15 protein-coding genes are annotated in these 20656 nt (G+C 66.0%); 7 read left to right on the forward strand and 8 right to left on the reverse strand.

From position 1 onward, the window contains the following. Positions 1–26: 26 nt before the first annotated feature. From KV697_RS17075 to KV697_RS17105, 7 genes are all read right to left on the reverse strand, one after another. On the reverse strand, positions 27–1469 hold the full coding sequence (locus KV697_RS17075; RefSeq protein WP_374011373.1) for an ATPase domain-containing protein: 1443 nt from the start codon (positions 1467–1469) through the stop codon (positions 27–29). A 178-nt stretch (positions 1470–1647) separates the two neighbouring features. Next, entirely contained in the window at positions 1648–2007 is a 360-nt protein-coding gene (locus KV697_RS17080; RefSeq protein WP_219019200.1) for a hypothetical protein, read from the reverse strand. 446 nt (positions 2008–2453) lie between these two features. Further along, positions 2454–3284, reverse strand: coding sequence for a 23S rRNA (adenine(2030)-N(6))-methyltransferase RlmJ (locus KV697_RS17085; RefSeq protein WP_219019201.1), 831 nt, complete (start codon positions 3282–3284; stop codon positions 2454–2456). Between the two features lie 160 nt (positions 3285–3444). Further along, complete coding sequence (locus KV697_RS17090; RefSeq protein WP_219021471.1) at positions 3445–4026, reverse strand: pseudouridine synthase; 582 nt, start codon at positions 4024–4026, stop codon at positions 3445–3447. A gap of 461 nt (positions 4027–4487) precedes the next feature. Then, the gene (locus KV697_RS17095) at positions 4488–5228 is read right to left on the reverse strand and encodes an SDR family oxidoreductase (RefSeq protein ID WP_219019202.1); all 741 of its coding nucleotides are present in this window, start codon (positions 5226–5228) and stop codon (positions 4488–4490) included. Positions 5229–5230: 2 nt separating this feature from the next. Then, entirely contained in the window at positions 5231–7453 is a 2223-nt protein-coding gene (locus tag KV697_RS17100) for a hypothetical protein (protein WP_219019203.1), read from the reverse strand. Positions 7454–7551: 98 nt separating this feature from the next. Next, positions 7552–9060 (reverse strand): MFS transporter, encoded by a 1509-nt coding sequence (locus tag KV697_RS17105; protein WP_219019204.1) that lies wholly within the window; start codon positions 9058–9060, stop codon positions 7552–7554. A 174-nt stretch (positions 9061–9234) separates the two neighbouring features. Between KV697_RS17105 and KV697_RS17110 the strand changes: the two genes are divergently transcribed. The 5 genes from KV697_RS17110 (at position 9235) to KV697_RS17130 (ending at position 16440) form a co-directional block, all read left to right on the forward strand. After that, positions 9235–10254 (forward strand): patatin-like phospholipase family protein, encoded by a 1020-nt coding sequence (locus KV697_RS17110; protein ID WP_219019205.1) that lies wholly within the window; start codon positions 9235–9237, stop codon positions 10252–10254. Then, a complete protein-coding gene (locus KV697_RS17115) occupies positions 10251–11303 on the forward strand; it encodes a zinc-dependent alcohol dehydrogenase (protein WP_219019206.1) in 1053 nt (350 codons plus the stop codon). The genes KV697_RS17110 and KV697_RS17115 overlap by 4 nt, the downstream gene beginning before the upstream one ends. A gap of 31 nt (positions 11304–11334) precedes the next feature. Next, the gene (locus KV697_RS17120; protein ID WP_219019207.1) at positions 11335–11496 is read left to right on the forward strand and encodes a hypothetical protein; all 162 of its coding nucleotides are present in this window, start codon (positions 11335–11337) and stop codon (positions 11494–11496) included. 367 nt (positions 11497–11863) lie between these two features. Next, positions 11864–13498, forward strand: coding sequence for a hypothetical protein (locus KV697_RS17125; protein ID WP_219019208.1), 1635 nt, complete (start codon positions 11864–11866; stop codon positions 13496–13498). 113 nt (positions 13499–13611) lie between these two features. After that, positions 13612–16440 (forward strand): TonB-dependent receptor domain-containing protein, encoded by a 2829-nt coding sequence (locus KV697_RS17130; protein WP_219019209.1) that lies wholly within the window; start codon positions 13612–13614, stop codon positions 16438–16440. 260 nt (positions 16441–16700) lie between these two features. Here KV697_RS17130 and KV697_RS17135 read toward each other — a convergent pair whose 3' ends face one another. Continuing rightward, positions 16701–17372 carry a prolyl hydroxylase family protein gene (locus KV697_RS17135; protein ID WP_219019210.1) on the reverse strand — a complete coding sequence of 224 codons (672 nt, stop codon included), beginning with the start codon at positions 17370–17372 and terminating at the stop codon, positions 16701–16703. Between the two features lie 118 nt (positions 17373–17490). Here KV697_RS17135 and KV697_RS17140 point away from each other — a divergent pair, with 118 nt between their 5' ends. Together KV697_RS17140 and gspD are read left to right on the forward strand one after the other, a co-directional pair. Continuing rightward, entirely contained in the window at positions 17491–18333 is an 843-nt protein-coding gene (locus KV697_RS17140; protein WP_219019211.1) for a type II secretion system protein N, read from the forward strand. Next, a complete protein-coding gene (gene gspD, locus KV697_RS17145; RefSeq protein ID WP_219019212.1) occupies positions 18330–20552 on the forward strand; it encodes a type II secretion system secretin GspD in 2223 nt (740 codons plus the stop codon). Before KV697_RS17140 ends, gspD begins: the two co-directional genes overlap by 4 nt. Positions 20553–20656: the final 104 nt, after the last annotated feature.

A 20656-nucleotide genomic window follows, 5' to 3' on the forward strand; every position in this document is an offset into this window, starting at 1 on the left:
CGCACGTTCCGAAACGGTCGATCGCTTCACGCGTCGTCGCCGTCCAGAAGATCGTTCACGCCGTGCAGCGTCGGCACGCCCCGCAACACGCCCTGGAACTTGGTCAACGGTTCCCCGAGCGTGATCCCGGTGCCGCCGATCCGATATTCGCGGATCGTGTTCTCATGGGGGCCGGTGCGCTTCTTCACGATCGAAATGGCGCGACGAACCCGACCCAGCGCCTCGAAATAGCGCAGCAGGATGACCGTATCGGCCAGATAAGTCACGTCGACCGGCGTCTTCATGTCACCGACCAGCCCGTGCTGTGCGACCGTCAGGAAGGTCGTCGCGCCCTGTCGATTGAGATATTGCAGCAGTTCGTGGAGGTGCAGGATCAGCGCCTGCTCGCCCGGCATCGCCGCCTGATAGCCATTGAGACTATCCACTACGACCGTCTTGGCGCCATATTGCTCGACGCAGTTTCGGACACGGGCTGAGAATTCGCCGGGCGAGAGTTCGGCGGCGTCCACCTGTTGCAGCAGCAGCTTGCCGTCGTCGATCATCGCCTGGAGATCGATGCCCAGACCCAGCGCGCGCTGGATCAGTAGCCCGACTTCCTCGTCGAACACGAACATCGCGGCGCTCTCGCCGCGTGCCACCGCCGTCTCGATGAAGGTCAATGCTATAGAGCTCTTGCCTGTTCCGGCGGGACCCAGCACCAATACGCTTGAGCCGCGCTCGACCCCACCGCCAAGCAACTGGTTCAGTTCAGTCGAATGGGTGGTCAGCATGTCGCGGGGGAAGCTAACTCGGTGCTCGGACGACACCAGGCGCGGAAAGACGTGGACGCCACCCGTCTCGATCGTCGCGTCGTGATGGCCGCCACGGAACCGACGGCCGCGATATTTGACGACGCGAATCCGCCGGCGCTCCGCGCCATATTCGGGGGCGAGTTCCTCCAGTCGGATCACGCCGTGCGCCACCGAGTGAACGGTCTTGTCGTTGGTATCAGTGGTCAGGTCGTCGAGCATCAGCACCGTCGCCTGGCTTTTCGCAAAATAATGCTTGAGCGCCAGGATCTGTCGCCGGTAGCGCAGCGAACTCTGCGCGAGCAGGCGGATTTCGGATAGGCTGTCGACGACGACGCGGTCGGGCTTTACCCGCTCGAACGCCTCGAAGATGCGCTTCGTGGTCTCGCCCAACTCTAGATCGGAGGAATATAGTAGGCTCTGCTGCTGGTCTTCGTCGAGCAGGTTTTCCGGGGGGATCAGTTCATATAGTTCGACCCCGGCAAGGTCCCAGCCATGCGACCGCGCGGAGGCGCGCAGTTCGTCCTCGGTTTCCGACAGCGTTACATACAGGCAGCGTTCACCCGCCGCCGCTCCGGTCATCAGGAACTGAAGCGCGATCGTCGTCTTGCCAGTACCTGGGTTGCCTTCGAGAAGAAACGTCCGCGCCCGTTCCAGCCCGCCCTTGAGTACGTCGTCCAAGCCTCTCGTGCCGGTGGAGGCATCGTCTGTCGCGAAAGAAGGCAAACCAATTCTCCCAGATGGCGCCGTTTCACCAGCGCACGTAACCTCGCCACCTATCGCTGGTGACGTCCGCTTGTCCTTATCAGCGATCTAGGTGGGAGACATGTTCCCGCAACGGGTCAGCACGACACGACCATCATTGATGGCGCAGGGTCTTTTCAAAACCTTCGTTCGCCTTCGTCATTTTGACGAGCTTTCGCAGATAGGTACGAACATGCCGATCAAACCGAATATCGTCATTCACACCCGTCGCGGGATATTCGTCCTGACCGATCAACGCCTTGAGGCAGGCGGTGAGCGCGGTCTGGTCGTTCGTACAGTCATCGCTTTTGAGCGTGCGGCACGCCCATGCCTCGGCCGCGGCCTTGTCGAAATCATCCTGAGCTTCGTAGCCGCGCCTATCGGCCGCGGCTTGATCCAGTCGCGATGCCTCGTAACGGCGTTCCAGACATTTGCGGACCAATGCCGCATCCCAAGATTTTACCGGATCCGTCATTCTTGTCCCCCAATCGGTCCGACGCGATGGGACCCTGTAGTCCGCTTTCCACCCACGCCGGACGTTTTTCGACCAGCGCGGCGGCGTAGGATGCGCTGCTTCCAATATGAACGAATGGAAGAATACAGGAAGCTGGTGAGGCGCACCCAATGACCGATTGTGGGCCATATCGTTGAAAGCTCTCGCAACCGAACTGCTATATGGAGGGTACAAAACGGATGAGCCATCTCCAGCTGCTAAATATTTTTCACATTAATTGTGGGGAGAAATGTGGGGAGAGTAGCTGCGCTGCCAAGAATATCATTTGACCTCAAGCCTTTAACTGGAGAGTCGAGATCCCTCCCTCTCCGCCATTTACCTCGCTAACGTATTGATATTGGGCCGTTTTCCTCGCGCCCTGTTGGCTGGCCCACGACTGGGCCGACAACGCGCGGGTGAGGGAGTGCTTAGGCGTCCAGCCAATCCGCCGTGATCTCACCGCTATGCCCTTCCGGCGCCAGTGCGGCGCGGAGGGCTTCGAGCAGGGGCGGGAGTCCCTGCATGAAGGCATAGGGCGGATTGACGATGAAAAGGCCCGCGCCGTTATAGATGCCGGGCTGATCGGCATCGTACAGCCAATGCTCGACGACCAGGAATTTCGGGATGCCGAGCTTGCGCAAGTCGTATTTCCACCGCTGGTGCGTCGCGCGGTCCTTCAGCGGATACCAGATGACCGTCACGCCATGCGCCCATTTGCGGTGCGCGGAGGCGAGGGTGGCGGTGATGCGGGCGCGTTCGTCGGTCTGCTCGTATGGCGGATCGACCACCACCACGCCGCGCGGCGTACGGGTCGGCAGCATCGCCAGCCAAAGCTCATAGGCATCGCGTTCGTGCACGGCCGCAGACGTGCCGCGCATCACGCCGCGTAAGGTACGCGCGTCCTCCGGGTGCTTTTCGTTGAGGATCAGCATGTCCTGGGCGCGCAGGAGCTGCGCCAGGAACTGCGGCGAGCCGGGATAAAGATGCGGCTCCGGCCCGTCATTCACCGCCCGGACGGCGGCGCGATACTCGTCCAGCAAGGGATTCGCGTCGGCAAAGGCGCGCACCACGCCCTGTGCGGCTTCGCCGGTGCGTTGGGCCTGATCGCCGCCCAGGTCATAGAGCCCGCAACCGGCATGGGTGTCGATCAGGGTCAACGCCCCTTCTTTCTGCTGCAAGGCCCGGACAAGGGCGATCAGCAGGCTGTGCTTCACGACGTCGGCGCTGTTGCCCGCATGGAAGGAGTGGCGATAATTCATGGAAATCCAAAACCCTGCCGATTGGCCATTGTACGAGCATGTCGATGGAGACGCGCTGTCCGCAGCGAAACCTCAAATCAGCTTTCGCGCGCGGCGGCAACCGATCGCGGCGACAGCCATGATCCGCAATCCCGCTAGCCCATTTGCCCGTCAGACTTCGTTATCGGCCAGACGGGCCGCCGGTGGCCTTGCCCGGTACGGCAACCTCCTCGAACTGGCCCTGTTCGATCCCAGCGACAGACCAGTCGCCGATCGACCAGCGGACCAGGCGCAGCGTCGGCAAGCCGACCGCCGCCGTCATGCGGCGCACCTGACGGTTGCGTCCTTCGCGGATGGTGATCTTCAGCCAGCTGTCGGGGATGAGCTTGCGCTGACGGATCGGCGGATTGCGCGGCCACAGCTCGGGCGCATCGATACGCGCCACATCGGCCGGTAGCGTCATGCCATCGTTGAGCCGGACGCCCCGGCGCAGGGGCTCCAGTTCCTGTTCCTGCGGATCGCCCTCGACCTGTACGAGATAGGTCTTGGGCATCTTGAAACGCGGATCGGCAATGCGCGCCTGCAGCCGTCCGTCGTCGCATAGCAACAGCAGGCCCTCGCTGTCGCGATCCAGCCTTCCGGCGGGATAGACGCCCTTCACCGTGATGAAGTCCGACAAGGTCGACCGAACCGTCGGCGATCCGCGGTCCGTGAATTGCGACAGGACCCCAAAGGGTTTGTTGAACAGGAGCAGCCGGGCCATCCCGCGCTCATAGCGCTGGGCCACGGCCATGTCTTCCGGCGCTTGCCGCGGCGAACGACCGCCTTTGAACCGTGCCGGACCGTTGAGTTCCCAACGACGGTCAGTCCAGGCCTTCTCTGACCGTCGATCCCTATGATCTGGTCCGTCGGCAGGACGGTCCTTTGGCGCCAAGGGCAAATCTCGGCTGGTCCGATCCGGTCGGGCAGCGGCAACCGGACGGCGCTGGAGGCGGGCGTTCTCAGTCCCTTCATCAGGCGCAGCAGATCCCCTCTCGACCCGCGTGACGGAGCGGCAGGTCGACGGAAGACGCAATAAACGAGAGCGACGGAGGCGCTCGCCCCCTGAGGGGGATGGCGTTACTTGGCGAACTCGGCGTCGAGGTTGGCCGGGACCTTGTCGTTGATCTGGTCCGGCGAATATTGCTGAATGTCCTTCAGCGTCATGCTGCGGGCCATTTGTGCCTACGCCGTCTTCTGGCGCAGCGGTTCGATGCGCAGGTTGACGATGTCGCAATTCGCGGAACGGGTCAGCACGAACAGGATCGCGTCCGCGACATGCTCGGCGGGCAGCATCCGGCCGTCAGCGATGGCGTCCTGTTTTTCGTCGTCGCTGCATTCCTGCATCTCGGTGTCGACCGATCCGGGCTGGATCACGCTGACGCGGATGCGTTTGTCGGCCACTTCCTTGCGCAGCGTTTCGGCAAAGGCCTGGATGCCCGCCTTGGTCGCGGCATAGACGCTTTCGCCCGCCGCCTTGATCTCGGCGCTGATCGATCCGACGAACAGCAGGTGGCCGCCGTCGCCCTGTTCCTCCATGCGCAGGATCGCGGCGCGTGCGCAGGCGAGATAGCCGGTCAGATTGGCGTCGATGACATAGCGCCAGTCGGCATCCTCCATCTCATGGATGGGCTGGGCGCCCAGCGCGGCGCAGGCGACGAGGATGTCGATCCCGCCCAGCCGCGCGTCGACCTGTGCGAAGACCTGTTCGATACCGTCCGGACTGGCGGCGTCGGCGGCGATGCCCGTGACCTCGCCCTCGATCCCCGCCAGCGCCTCGTCCAGCGTCTCCTGATGTCGCCCGAAGGTCAGCAGGCGTGCACCCTCGGCCGCCAGCGCCCTCAATGTGGCGCGGCCGATGCCGGTGGTGCCGCCGGTCAGCAGGATGCGCTTGCCGGACAAGGAAAGGGTGCGGCTGTCGGTCATGGCTATTCCCAGGTGAGGATAAGGCGGCCTTGGGCGGGCACGCGGTAATCGATGCGGTCGGCGGTGGTCGCGTCGGGCGCGACCGCCGTGCCGTCGGCGGTGGTGACGATGCTGTCGGTCAGCTTGCGGCGCTTCTGCCGGATCAGGCGCAGATTGGCGGTCCGCGTCTCGCCACCGTCGAGCCGGATCGCCAGCGCCTTGTCGCCGATCCGCTCGACCGCGCGGACCAGCATGTCGCAATAGAGGCGGAAGGGTGCCCCCTCGACCGGGTGGAAGGCGCGGCTGGCGAAGATGAAGGCCGCGCCCGCGCCGTATACTTCCTGCCCGACCTGCCCGGCGGGCTGGCCGTCCGGATAGAGATCCTCCAGCGGGAAGGAGAGGGCACGGTCGACATGGCCGTTGGGCTCGCGCTGCTGCGTGGCGATCGCCTCGGGCGGCAGCGCGTCGGGATAATAATACCAGGCGCGCGACAGGGCGTAGCGGCAATATTCGCCGATCAGCATCCGCGCCTCCGGCTCCAGATCGGGGCCGCCGTCGTTCAGATATTGCTCGAACGCGACGAAGCTGTCGAAACACTCGTACATCGCCATATAGGGCGCGTCCTGAAGGCAGGTGACGGCCATGAACGTCTCATAGGCTTCGGCGTGGCCGATCCGGCTGTCCCACAGCACCGCATTGTGCAGGAAGCTGGCGAGATAGACATAGCTCTGCTCGCGATAGACGTCGCGATTGGTGATCCGCCACAGCCGCATACAGGCGGCGGCACCCCAGGCGGTCAGATTGGCTTGGTAATTGATGTCGAAGCGCAGGCCGATGGCGGCATCGATCGCCGCGCGGGCTTCGTCGAGATAGGTCGAATCATCGGTCAGCTCGAACGCGAGGAGCATGACCCAGGCATAGACGCCGCCGACATCGGTCTGGCCGCGTCCGTCGACCGGGGCTTCCTTCTCGATGATCGAGAAGTCCGTCACGTCATATTGGATCGGCCAGCGATAGTCGAAATGCCGCGCCGCCTTCACGCCGTAGTCGATCGCCTTCAGGAACAGCGCGCGCGCTTCTTCGTCGCCATCGAGCGCCAGCGTGCCCAGGTTGAGCAGCGGGTGATAGAGATACCAGCTGTCGACCGCATCGGCCTGTTTGTCCTTGCCGACATTGGGCAGGTAACGGCGGAAGGTACACAGTGTCTCGTCGTAGAATTTCGACAGGCCGGCCTTGAGTTCCGCCTCCAGCGGCACCGGCTCGCCCAGCCAGCGACCCCATTGGTGGAGCGCGGCGACGACCGTCATCTGCACCATGATGTCGGGATATTCGGCGCCGGTATAAGGGTGGATATAGGGATGGCCGTAATGGCGTATCGTGGCGTCCGGGGCCTGCTCCAGATCGCGCAGCGTCCGCTCGGCACGGTCGATCCAGTCGCGATATTCGACCGGCGGTGGCTCTAGCAGGTCATAGGCATTGCCCAGCATCTGCACGAACTGCCGCGCCGATTCGCGTTCGTGCGGCGGGGCCTGATGGCGGAAGACGAGGATCGCGTCGGACAGCGTCACCGCCCGCCCGGCCTCCAGCGCGACCTCGGCCGGATCGGCCTTCGCATCCGGCACGGGCAGGGCATAACCGATCTCGGGCCATGCCCCCGCCACCGCCTCGCGCGGGACCGTGTGCGTCGCGCGGTAATAGTCGTTCGAGGCGGTCAGGTTCTGAATATAGAGGACATTGCCGAAGTTCGGTTCGTCGATGCGGAAATAGAGCAGACCGGTGTTCAGCCCGCGCTGCGACGCCTCGACCTTGCCGTCCGCGCGCAGCGGGTCGTCCCCGAGCCCAAGCGGATAGAGGTCGCGGGGTGCGAAGGGCAGGTTGGTCGGGCGGTCGGGGGTGAAGCGGGTGACGATCCGCACCCGCTCCACGGCATGGCGGTCGGCGAGGCAGGTGATGACATGCTCGCCCATCGCGCTGGTCAGGCGCAGGCGGGCGGCCTCGCCCTGTTCGGGGCGTTCGGCCTGGCAATCGAACGCGGTGGGCACGAAGGCCGCGCGAACCGCCAGCCCGCCGCTGCGCCCGCGCCGGATGATCGCGAAGACCGAATCCCCGGTCCGGTGCAGCGCGACGGTCAGTTCGCCGATCTCGAACTGCGCCAGCGGCTTGGGATCGGCGCGCAGCAGATCGCGCAATTCCAGGAGATGGGGGCTGATAGGCGGCGCGGCCTCGGCAGTCGCCGTTCGGGGCATGTTTCCACTCCGATAGGGTGACAGGGTGTTCGGACAATCGGCCGGGCAGGCGCTGGTTCCAGGAATCGATTGGAAAACCAGCGACTTGATAACCTGCGTCAGCGCATTGGTCTGGTCCGTGCCTGCTGCGCGCGTTTCAGCCGGATTCGGGTCTGCGCATCGCGCAGAAGCGCTGCGGGCAGGTCGGTCGCCGCGCGCAAGCCCGCCACCGACGAGATGTTGCGGATCGACCGGCGCGTCTCGTTCAGCACCTGGCCGACCATCGCCCGCCGCTCGATCTCGCCGGTCTCGCGGACCAGCGACAGGCGGTGGATGGCATAGGTGCCGATCAGCCCGGCGATCAGGAAATAGAAGTCCCAGGCGGTCAATACGACCGGCAGGGTGAAGACGCCGTTCGGGCTGCTCCAGCGCGCCACCAGCTCGAACTGACGCGCGGCGAAGAATTGCGCGAGCAGCCCGCCCAGGATCGGCGCAACACCGGCGGCGAGCGCGGTGGTGATCGCATTGGTCGCGACATAGGCGGTGGCCGACCCCTTGGGCGACAGCTTCAGCGCGATATTGGTGCTGGCCAGCGTCACCCCGGCGATGGTCGCGCCCATGACGAGGTGCAGACCGACCAGCCACAGCTTCACCAGGGTTCGGTCGCCCAGTTGCGACGCGCCGATCATCGCGACGATCGCCAGGATATAGGCAGGCGCGCAGACCGCGAGCACCGACTTGTTGGCGAACCGATCGCTCAGCCGTCCCCAGAGGCGGAGCGCGAGGATGTTGGCGATCTGGCTCGCCACGCTGAGCAGTAGGACGAAGCTGACCGCGAAATGCAGCTGGCGGACGATGAAGACGGTGAAGAAGGGCGTCGCCAGATTGATCGCGAACTGCCAGCTGGCGACGAAGACCAGCAGCCGCCGGAAATTGGCATCGCCCAGCGGCTGGCCGAGTAGCGCGCGAAGCTCGACATGCCCGGCGGCGGGCGGCATCACCGGCTCGGGCATCATCGCGACGATCCGCGCGCTGATGAGGCCGGTCACGCAACCGGCGGCGAACATCGCCGCGAACACCCCGTTGCGCGCCGCCGAGCCTGCGCGCGTCCAGTCGAGCGCCAGCGCGGCGGCCAGCCCCAGCATCAGGCTGATCGCGGTCAGCCAGATGGTTCGCCGGGAAAACACCTCGCCCAGCCGTTCCTCGGGCGCGAGGTCGCGCATCCAGGCGTTCCAGGCGCAACCGCCGACCGCCCCCAGTCCACACAACAGCAGCTGCGCGGCGAGGAAGATCAGGAGCGCGGTCGTGCCGCTGAAAAAGGCGAGCGCGGCCATCACCGCCAGCATCGTCCGTCCGATCAGGCTGGCGAACACCGCGATCTGCTTGCGCCGCCGCCAGCGCTCGACCAGCTGGATGGCGGGCAGCTGCAACAGCTGCGCCAGAAACGGCATGGCGGCGAGAATGCCGACCATCACGTTCGACGCGCCGAGATGCAGCGCGAAGGCGGTCAGGATGACCCCGCTGGTCAGCGCCGCGGCCCCGCCGGAAAACAGCGCCTCGATGATGAGCAGGTGCAGGCCACGCTCCCGATCGGCGGCGGTCAGCTCGGTCTGGGGCAGCAGGGTCATGGGCCGGGGCAACGTCCCATGGATCGGCGCGGTTGCGCTTTTGGCTACATGCTCCTGATCCATATCATTGAGAATGTTGGAAATGTTTGGCGAGGGCGCGACACCTTCGCGGCGTTCGCGGGTTGGTCCGGCGATGGATGACGTTCGCTTCTCTTCGACCGAAGGCCAGCGCGCATGACCGGTGTCGCGGATTGCCGGATCGCGCTCGTCCTCGCCGGGGGCAATGCGCTGGGCGCCTATCAGGCCGGGGTGTATCAGGCGCTGCACGCAGGCGGCCTGTCACTCGACTGGATCGTCGGCACCTCGATCGGCGCGGCCAACGGCGCGATCATCGCGGGCAATGCGCCCGAGGACCGGCTGGAGGCGCTACGCGCCTTCTGGCGACCCGATGGCGGGGCTGGCTCGCTTTATTATAGCGAAAGCGTTGAGACATGGCGACGCAGCGGCGAGGCACTGTCAACCCTGCTGGCCGGGCGCGCGGGCATGTTCGCGCCGGTCGGCACCGGTCTGGCGACGGGCAGCGCGCCCGGCCTGTACGATACGACGCCCTTGGCGCGGACGCTGGCCCGGCTGATCGATTTCGACCGGCTGAATGAGGGGCCGGTCCGCTACACCGCGCAGGCGGTTTCGCTCGATACCGGGCATGAGCGGCTGTTCGATACGCAGGCCGAGCGGATCGGCGAGGATCATATCCGCGCGAGCGGGGCGATGCCGCCCGCCTTTCCGCCGATCGCGATCGACGGCGTTTGCTATGTCGACGGCGGTCTGGCGGCGAACCTGCCGCTCGACCCGGTGCTGGGCGAGGCCGACGAACGGCCGCTGCTGTGCATCGCGGTCGACCTGTTGCCGCTGGCGGGGGGACACGACCCGACGCTCGGCAGCCTGATCGCGCGGACCCAGGACCTGACCTTCGCTGCCCAGTCGCACCGGACGCTGGCGCGCTGGCAGGATCGCTATACGACCGATCCCGGCTTCCACGACCGCGCCGTGGCCCTGGTCCAGCTGACCTATGCCGGGCAGCACTGCGAAGTGGCGGGCAAGGCGATGGACTTTTCCGCCGCCTCGGTCCGGCAGCGTTGGGACGCCGGGGAGCGGGACGGGGCCGCGCTGCTGGCCGCGCTTCGCGGCGGCGGGGTCCCGCTGGGCCGGGCGGGCCTCAACCTCGTTGCCATTCCGCAGGGAGACGCCTCGTGAAAGCCGCACGCAAGACCGCCGATGGACGCTTCGAGATCGCCGAGGTGGAAGACCCCCGGCTGCCCGCCGACGACTGGGTCAAGGCGCGGGTGCGGATGGCGGGTATATGCGGAACCGACCTACGCCACTGGGAAAAGCCCGAGGAGGAACTGCACTGCTGCATCATGGGCCATGAACTGGCCGGTGACGTGGTCGAGGTCGGCCCGGCGGTCGATCGGGTGAAGGTGGGCGACCGGGTGCTGATCGAGTCGGTGCTGGGCTGCGGCCACTGCGAATGGTGCCGGGTCCAGCAATATAATCGCTGCCCCGACCTTTATCCCACCCGCCGCGCCAGCGTCTCGCGCGCCTATGCCGAATATGTCGTCGGGCCGCAGCACAAGTTCCACCCGTTGCCCGACGACGTCGGCTATGACGATGCCTCGCTGCTCGACACCTATGCGGTAGCGCTCCATGCCCAGCATCTCTCCGGCCTGACGATCGGCGATCGCGTGGCGATCATCGGCGCGGGGCCGATCGGGCTGGGCCAGTTGATGCTGGCCAAGGCGAGCGGGGCGAAGGTGATGATCGTCGACACCTTGCCCCATGCGCTGGCGCTGGCCGAGCGGCTGGGCGCGGACGGCATCGTCCGGTCGGACGCTCAAGACCCCGAAGCCGCGATCCGGGCGATGAGCGATGGTCGCGGCGCCGATATCGTGTTCGAATGCGCAGGCGGCACGTCGATGCCCGACACGCTGCCGCTCGCCACGCGGCTGGTGCGGCGGGGCGGCAAGGTCGTCATCGTCGGCGGCTTCGACGACGGCCCGATCGCCATCCCGCTGGAATGGCAGCGCATCCAGATGTCCGAAATCAGTCTGATCCCCAGCGCCAGCTTCGCCTTTCACGACATCCATGCCGAGCAGCTGGAAGTGCTCGACCTGCTGACTCGAGGCGTCCTGAAGACCCAGGACCTCATCACCCACCGCTTCCCGCTCGACCGGATCAACGAGGCGTTCGAGACCGCGCAGGATCGCGAGCGCACGCAAGCGATTTTCGTCGGGCTGGAAGTGTGACGCGCAATGTCCCCGATGAAGGAGAGCGACCATGGCCGACCCGATCAAGCCGACGACCGAGACCCGCGAACCCAATTTGTCGACCGAACATCAGCGTGACGGCGACGCGCGCCGCCCCAGCGACACGCTGGATCGGGACCAGCCGAGTACGGAGGGGCAGGACGCGCCCAAGCGCAAATCCTCGCTGACCTGAATTTTTGGGGGGAGGGGCAAGGGACGCCCCGTTCAATCCGTAGTGACACAGTGCCTGAACGGGGCGCCGAGGACGTGCGGAAGCTCGACCTCTCAGGCCCCGTAACGTGCTTTGATTACAAAAGCTGCGTATTCCTGACCCACGGGCAAAATAAAACCGTCCGGGCGCGCCGCGCTGCCCGCTTTCGGGGACGGGTTTGTCACGAAAACGACGCATCACTGTCACGGAAGTTTCTTGCAAAATGCATCTTGGCGTCATGAGACGCGCCTAACGCCCGAGCCGGGATCGACAGGGGGACTTGTCTTGAGTCGGTCATCGGGCGGCTTTCGCCCGGCTTAGCAACGATAAGATCGGGAGTTTTTCGGCGATGGGCAGCTTCAAGCGCTTCGGCCTCATTCTCATGACCAGCTCGGCCTGTGCGGCCCTTTCTGCTTGCGGCGGTGCCGACAGCGTCGCCTCGCCGGGGGCGGGCAGCGTCGTGATCGTGCAGCCCCAGCCGACACCGACGCCGTCGCCCACCCCGACGCCGACCGCAAACATCACCGCTGCGAAGTTCGCCGCCGTGACCCCCGTCAACAACGTGTCGATCACCGCCGACGAACAGCTGGCGATCGTGAACGCAGGCTCGAACAACAACGTCAACGGCACCAGCGCGGGGCTGAACGGCATCTATCCGACCAGCAGCACCTCGCTGACCACCGCGACCGACCCGTCGATCATCAACGGCTTCTTCACCTCGACCAACTATGTCGGTGCGCTGAATGGCCCGTCGGACACGGCCTTCCAGGGCTGGACCTGCAACTCGACCTCGGCCGAATTCGGCGGCTCGGGCGCGCGCTGCACCGCGGTCCCCGCGATCGGTACCTATTCGGCGGCGACCTCGGTCTGCCCGACCGGCACGATCGATGACGGCACGAACAGCTCGTCCTCGCCCGCCTATCGCTTCTGCCGCATCGATAACACGATCACGACCACTCAGAGCGTGACGCTGCCCAAGATCGCGGGCGTCGTCTATCGCCTGCGCGGCCAGACCGAAGTCGGCACCGACCTGGGTTCGACCGGCGGCACCGGCGTCACCCTGACCATCGCGCCGGGCGTGGTGATCGCGGCGGACTCGACCGAGGCGACCAACGACCTGCTGCTCGTCAATCGCGGCTCGAAGATTTCGGCGGTCGGCACCCGCGACGCGCCGATCATCTTCACCTCGCAACAGAATCTGGCGAGCAACGGCGTGTCCGACGCGACCCAGGGCCAGTGGGGCGGCATCATCCTGCTCGGCCGCGCGCCGACCGCCGTCTGCGCCACCGGCACCGGCCCGAACAACGCCGCCGGTTCGTCGACCAGCTGCCAGCTGGCGATCGAGGGCGTCACGGGGCGCTTCTATGGCGGTGCGAACACGTCCGACTCGTCGGGCCAGATGTCCTATGTCCAGATCCGCTATTCGGGCATCGCCATCTCGGACGGGAACGAGCTTCAGGGCCTGACCCTGGGCGGCACCGGTTCGGGCACGGTCCTGGATCATATCCAGAGCCACAACTCGGCCGATGACGGCATCGAGATTTTCGGCGGCACGTCGAACCTGAAGTATATCGCGATCACCGGCGCGGACGATGACGGCTTCGACATCGACAATGGCTATCGCGGCTTCATGCAGTTCCTGATCGCGGCGCAGCGCACGCTGGGCGCGACGGCGGACAGCTTCTCGACCGAGATCGACTCGAACAATGCCGAGGACCTGCTGCCGCGCACCTTCGGCCGCTACGCCAACTTCACCTTCATCCAGACCGCGCTGGCGCCTGCCGCGATCCGTCTGCGCGGCGGTGCCGACATGACCTTCATCAACGGCATCGTGAAGACGCCGTCGAACGTGGCCTGCGTCAACCTGATCGCGGGTGCCGGTTCGGGTGCCGATCGCACCACGATCCGTGGTGCCAATACCGACCTGCAGGATGTCGGCCCGCCGGTCTTCACCTCGGTCTATTTCAGCTGCGACGGCCGCTAAGGCCCGGCTCGACCATGCGCCCGGCCTCGACCAGGCGCTTACGGCAGGCCGGGGTGGCGAACAGCGCCGCCCCGGCTTTCCTCCATAAAAATCTGATACGGGATGACCCGGCCATGCAGCGACGCCTCGCTTATGCCTCCCTCCTTCTGCTGACCTCGCAGCTCGTCGCGCCCGCCTTGCTCGCGCAAACGGCAGGCGCGCCGCCGCAGACCAGCACCACCGCGACCAGCCCGGACGGGCAGGCGACGCCGCAGAGCCAGACGCCCACGGGCCAGGACGGCCAGTCGGCGGACGAGCCGGTCGAAATCTCCGCGCCCGGCGTCGACGCCACGGCGGGCAACGAGATCGTCGTGGTCGGCCGCAACATCCCCAACACCATCCGCGCCACGCCGCAGATCGTCTCGGTCCTGTCCGCCGCCGATATCGCGCGCACGGGCGAGGGCGATATCGCGGGCGCGCTGACCCGCGTCACCGGCCTGTCGGTCGTGGGCGGCGGCTTCGTCTATGTGCGCGGTCTTGGCGACCGTTACTCCTCGTCGCTGCTCAACGGCTCGCCGCTGCCCAGCCCCGAGCCGCTGCGCCGTTCGGTCCCGCTCGACATCTTCCCGACCACCATCGTCGGCTCGGCGCTGGTCCAGAAGACCTATTCGGTCAATTATCCCGGCGAGTTCGGCGGCGGCGTCATCAACCTGACGACCAAGGCGATCCCCAACAAGAACTTCATCTCGGGCGGCTTTACGGTCGCGGCCGACGATGCGACGACCAGCGAGCTGGGCTATACCTATGCGGGCGGCGATGCCGACTGGTTGGGCTTCGACGACGGCACGCGCGGCGTGCCGCAGTTCGTGCGCGACGTGCAGGCGGGCAAGGGCTCGGGCCTCGTCCCCGCCGCGCAGGTGGCCGCCCTGTCCAACGCCTCGACCACCTTGCTCCAGCGCAACAACCAGCTGCCCGCCAATCTGTCGGGCGAAATCTCGGCCGGTTCGGTGTTCGATATCGGCAGCGACCGGCTTGGCGTGATCTCGTCGCTGTCGCTCTCCAACACCTTCCGCACCCGCTCGGCGATCCAGCAGGACTCGGTGTCGCAGGACGGCACGATCCGCAACGATTATCGCACGCTGCTGACCGACAACCGGATCGTCGCCAATGCGCTGGTCGGCCTGGGTTACGAATTCGGCGACAACACGGTGCGCTGGACCAATGTCTATATCCACGACACGCTGAAGCAGGCGCGCGGCTCGGCGGCCGAGGTCTACAACAACGCCAGCGGCCTGCGCTTCCAGCAGAACACCAACTGGTTCGAGCGCCAGCTGATCGAAAGCCAGTTGGTCGGCGAGTTCAAGCTGACTGACGCCTTGAAGTTCGACGCGCGCGGCGCCTTCGCCAATTCGAAGCGCAACGCGCCGTACGAGCGCCAGTTTGACTATCTCTGCTCGGGCCGCACGACCACCGGCCTGCCGATCAGCTATGACGGCGCGAATGGGGCGGGTGGGTTCCAGTGCAACGGCGCCTATCAGGTGACGCAGCGCTTCACGCCCTTCGCCTCGATCATCTTCTCGGAATTGAACGAGAATCTGTATACCGGCCAGGCCGATCTTTCCTACAAGATCGACAGCGATAGGCCGCTCACGCTGAGCACCGGCTATTTCTATCAGGGCACCGACCGTTATTCGAGCCGTATCCAGTTCAACTACCAGACCAGCGACGGGGCGGGCACCGCGCCGGGCTTCCCATACAATCTCTACCGTCCCGACTATCTGCTGAGCCCCGACGTCATCAACAATGCCTGTCCCTTGCGCGGGCAGGGGGCGTGTACGCTCCAGCTGCAATTCTCGACCCAGGCCGGTGCCTATGCGTACGACGCCAAGCTGAACGTCCATGCCGGCTATGTGCAGGCGGAATCGGAAGTGACCGACGGTCTGCGCGCGGTGGCGGGTCTGCGCTACGAAACGGCGGTCGAGACGGTGACGCCGGTGCAGAGCGCGACGACGCGGCTGAAGAACGACTATTTCCTGCCCGCAGGCACGCTGACCTGGAATTTCGCCGCCGACATGCAGCTGCGCGCGAGCGGCGCGAAGACGATCTCGCGTCCGCAATTCCGCGAGCTGGCGCCGCAGCAGTTCCGCGACCCGGACTCGGACCGCCTGTTCTTCGGCAATCCCAACCTGCGCGACAGCGAGCTGTGGAACCTGGAAGCGCGCTACGAATGGTTCTATGCGCGCGACCAGCGCTTCACGCTGGCGGGCTTCTACAAGCGGATCAAGAATCCGATCGAGCAGGTCGGCTTCTACACCGGCGCCGACGACCGTTTGCAGACGGGCTTCACCTATCTGCCCTCGGCCAAGCTCTATGGCGCGGAAGTCGAGTTGCAGAAATATGTGCCGCTGGCGGGTCTGGGCGGTGATTTCTTCGCCACCCGCCGCCTCGTCGCAATCGCGAACTACACCTACACCAAGTCGCAGATCAACGCGGACGCCAGCTGCGTGCCCAACCCGGCGGCGGCGCAAGGCTCGCCGGGGCTGGCGGGGTGCGCCTCGGGCTTCGGTCCGGCGCGGCTGCTGTTCCGCGACGGCGCATCGCTGACCGGCCAGTCGGACCATCTGGTCAACCTGCAGCTGGGCATGGAGGATACCGCCGCGCTGTCGCAGGTCACCTTGCTGTTCAACTATGCCAGCAACCGCGTGACCAATCGCGGGCCTTCCAACCTGTCGGGCACGGGGTTCCAGCCCGACATCGTCGAAGTGCCGGGCATCCGCCTCGACCTCGTCGCGCGTCAGGGCTTCGAGCTGATGGGCGGTAAGTTCGAGCTGAAGGCAGAAGCCCGCAACCTGACCCGCACGCGCTATAACGAGCGGCAGGATTTCGGGAATGGCCGGTTCGTCTATCTGAACCGGTATAATCTGGGGCGTGTGTTCTCGCTGGGGATCAGCACGACCTTCTGATCCTTTTTGCGCGATGGCGTGAGAGGCCGTCGTCCGGAGCGATCCGGGTGGCGGCCTTTTTCGCGTTTTGGGCAGAGGGAGGGGCGTGGGCTTCGACTTCGCTCAGCCTGAACGGCTGAAGGAAATAATCCCCCACCCCCCGTTCAGCCTGAGCGAAGTCGAAGGCCAAGGGATGACCTTATCGCGAGCGCGGGGCGTGCACTTCGACTTCGCTCAGTGTGAACGGAGGTTGGGGATTAGGGCGGGTCGGGAGGGGGTAGTCATCCTTGCCAAGGCAATTCCCGATACCATTTGGTGATGACGTATTTCACCCCCGCCCGCACCTTCATCGCCTGGTGCAGCGTCGCGGCATTGGTCGAGCCGTCCGCGCGCCGGTTGCTCCAGGCGACCATCTTGCCGGGTTCGGGCTGGATCATCTTGTCGACCACCTTGAACCGGGTCGCACCGCCCGCTTCGGGCGTGTTGAGATACAGCATCACCGTCCAAGTCCGGTTGCCCGACAGCGCGCAATAGCGGTGATAGTCCAGGCCTTTGGGCTCGAAATAATCGGTATGCTGCTTGAATTCCTGGCCGACGGCATAGCGTTGTCCCTGGATCGGCTCGCCATATTCGCCCGACAGGCCGGTCAGCATCGCGATGCGGCGTTCGGTGTCGATCACCGCCGGATCGTCGGCGGGCAGATCGCCCGTCTCGCTGGTGCGATAGGCATGGTCGCCATTGGCGTCGGCGATGGTCGAGGGGCGGCGTACCGCATCGATTCGCGCGATCAGCGCCGCGCACAGTTCGGGCGGCAGCACGTCGCGCTTCACGAACAGGGTCAGCTTGGGACTGGGCAGCCGCTGGACGCCCGGCGTCGCGGCCAGCCGCGCGATGATCGGGGTCGGATCCAGGCCATTGCCCAGCCTGTGTACGTCATCGGTCAAGGCTTGCATCCGGCTCTCCCATCCTGTCCCTCATGTGAAACACATATGACCAAAATGTTTCAGGGCTTTGACGTCGTGCTGTAACATGCCATGCCTAGAGCCCGAAAATGCGTACGGGGTGGGTTTCATGCGGTTGAGGCTCGACGCGCGCGGACGTCGCTGGTTGCGACGGCTGCCGGTCGTGAATGTCTATTCGGTGGCCGAGCTGGCGCTGATGGCGGTCCTCGCCGTTCAGGGCGCGCGGCTGCTATGGGTGATAGTCACCCCCGTCTCGCCGCTGGGCGAGTGGCGGCCGTTGGCCCCCGCCATTGCGGGTTCGACATCGGCCATATTGGAGGGCTTCGACCCGTTCTTCCGCTTGCAGGGGCAACAGGCGGCGCCCGCCGCGGTCACGACGCTGCAACTGACACTTTACGGCACGCGGCTCGACGAGGCATCGGGGCGCGGGTCGGCGATCCTGGCCGGGCCGGATGGGGTGCAGCGCTCGGTGTCGGTGGGCGAGGAAATCCAGCCGGGCGTCACGCTGAAGGCCGTCGCCTTCGACCATATCACCATCGATCGCGGCGGCGCGACCGAGGACCTGTATCTCGACCAGTCCGATGCGCCGACCGCGACCGCCGGGGGACCTGCTCCCGGCGCGCCGTCCGTACAGTTGCCCGGATCGGTGCCCCCGGCGGGTGGCGTCGCCATCGCGCAGTTGCGCAGCGATATCGGCTTCATCCCCCGGCTCGACGGCGGGCGCGTCTCGGGCCTGGTCGTCCGGCCGATGGGTTCGGGCGCGGCGTTCCGCGCGGCGGGCCTGCGCGAGGGCGATATCGTTACCGCGATCGGCGGGCGTCCGGTGACGGGGCCAAGCGACCTCGACCGTCTGGCGGCGGATTTCGCACAGGGCGGTTCTCTTTCCATCACGGTCGAGCGGGGCGATCAGACGCTGCCGCTCTCCCTTCAGATTGCGGCACCACGGCCATGAAGAAGCTTGTCCTCGGTTCGGTTCTGGCGCTGGCCTTGGCGGCGGGCGTTCACGCCCAGACCACGCTCAACGTCCGCGACGCCGATATCCGCGCCTTTATCGCTGATGCCGCCAAGGTGACGGGGCGGACCTTCATCATCGACAGCCGCGTCAACGGCAAGGTGACGGTCGTGACCGACCGGCCGCTGTCCCGGTCCGAATATTTCGAGATATTCCTGTCGACCCTGCGCTCCAACGGGCTGGTCGCGGTGCCGACCTCGGGCGGCGCGTTCCGGGTGCAGCCGGTGGATAACGCCGCGTCGCAGCCGAGCCGGATCGGGTCGGCGGGCGCGAACCGCAATTCCTACGTTACCGAGATCATCCGCCTGCGCGCGATCGACGCCAACAGCGCGCTGGAAACGGTGCGCCCGCTGGTCAGCGCGCAAGGGTCGGTGACGGCGAACCGCGCGGGCAACAGCCTGGTCGTGGTCGACTTCGCCGACAATATCCGCCGTATCCGCGAGGTCGTTCGCCGGATCGACGCCGACAACGCCTCGACCCGTGTGATCGCGCTGCGCAATGCGGGCGCGCGCGAGATCGCGACGGCGCTCCAGACGCTGGCGGGCGGTGGTGGCGGTGGACAGGGCAGTGCGCCCGCGCAAGGCTCGACCGGCGTCTCGGTCGTCGCCATCGACAGCTCCAATTCGATCGCGCTGCGCGGCGATCCATCGAGCGTGGCGCGCTTTGCCCAGATCGCGACCGATCTGGACAACAAGGCCAAGAGTGGCACCGAAATCCGCGTCGTCTTCCTCGAAAACGCGGACGCTGAGCAGCTTCTGCCCGTGCTCCAGCAGCTGGTCGGGCAACAGCCCGATCCGGTGCAGGAAACCACCCTGTCGCGCGGCAGCTTCACCCAGACCAACAGCCAGGCAGGCTCGGCGGCGGGCACTTCGATCGCGCAGCGTATCCAGCCCGTCGCCCAGCCCCAGGCGGCAAGCGCCCCAGGCGCAGGCGGCCAGAACGGCCAGCCGCCCGCGATCAGCACGCAAGGGGGGCGCACCGCGGCGGTCGTCACCCGCTTCGTCGGTGCGAACGCCATCGTCATCGCCGGGCCCGCCGACATCCAGCGCCAGATCGGCGAGGTCATCCGTCAGCTCGACGTGCGTCGCGAGCAGGTGCTGATCGAGGCGATCGTCGCCGAAGTCTCCGACCAGACCGCACGGCGGCTGGGCGCGCAGTTCCTGCTGGGGAGTCTGTCGGGCGGGGCGTTCGCCGCCTCGACCTATGGCAATACCGCGCCCAACATCCTCCAGATCGCGGGTGCGGTGGGGGCGAACACGATCGGCGGCACGACGACGACCGTCGTCGCCCCCGATGGCACACGCACCACGACCAACGTCCCCAACCAGGCCTATAGCCAGCTGACCCAGTCGGCGGTGCAGTCAATCCTAGGCACCACCGGCGGCTTTGCGGGCTGGGGCGGGCAGATCGGCGACACGGTGTTCGGCGCGATCATCAACGCGGTGAAGAGCGACACGACCTCGAACCTGCTCCAGGTCCCGCACATCATCACGCTGGACAATCAACAGGCGCACAGCCTGGTCGGCCAGGAAATCCCCGTGACGACCGGCCAGGCGCTGTCGAACAATTTCGACAATGCCTTCCGCACGGTGCAGCGCCAGAATGTCGGCATCCAGCTGGACGTGAAGCCGCAGGTCAATGCGGGCGGTTCGCTGAAACTTTACGTGCGGCTGGAGGTCAGCTCGATCGCGGGGCCCGTGTCGAGCAACAATAGCGAGTTGATCCTCAACAAGCGCGCGTTCGAGAATGTCTTCACGCCCGATGACGGCCAGATCACCGTCATTGGCGGGCTGCTGGACGACAATGAGCGGCGGACGATCGAGAAGATCCCGCTGCTCGGCGATATTCCGGGGCTGGGCGCGCTGTTCCGGTCCAAGGCGCGCAGCCGGTCGAAGACGAACCTGATGGTCTTCATCCGACCGACGATCCTGCGCACCCCCGAGGACAGCCGCCGCGTCACCGAGCAACGTTACGGCTATCTCCGCCAGCTTCAGGGCTATGCCCAGCCCGGCGTCGAACCCTCGATCGATGAGCTGGTCCGCGATTATATGAACGCCGCGCCGCCGATCCCGCATGCGCCGATGCCCGGCAATATCGAGGACCCACGCATCGCCGTCCCCGTCGCCAAGTCGGTCGAACCGATCAAGCGCCGTGACTGACGACGACCAGCCCCTCCCCACGGGCGACACCGTCCCCCTGCCGCTGGGCACGTCCCTCCCGCAGGCGGGAGCGGATGGGGGAGGGCCACCCGCCCTCCCGCTCC

This window comes from Sphingomonas sanguinis (assembly GCF_019297835.1).
GTDB lineage: Bacteria > Pseudomonadota > Alphaproteobacteria > Sphingomonadales > Sphingomonadaceae > Sphingomonas > Sphingomonas sanguinis_D.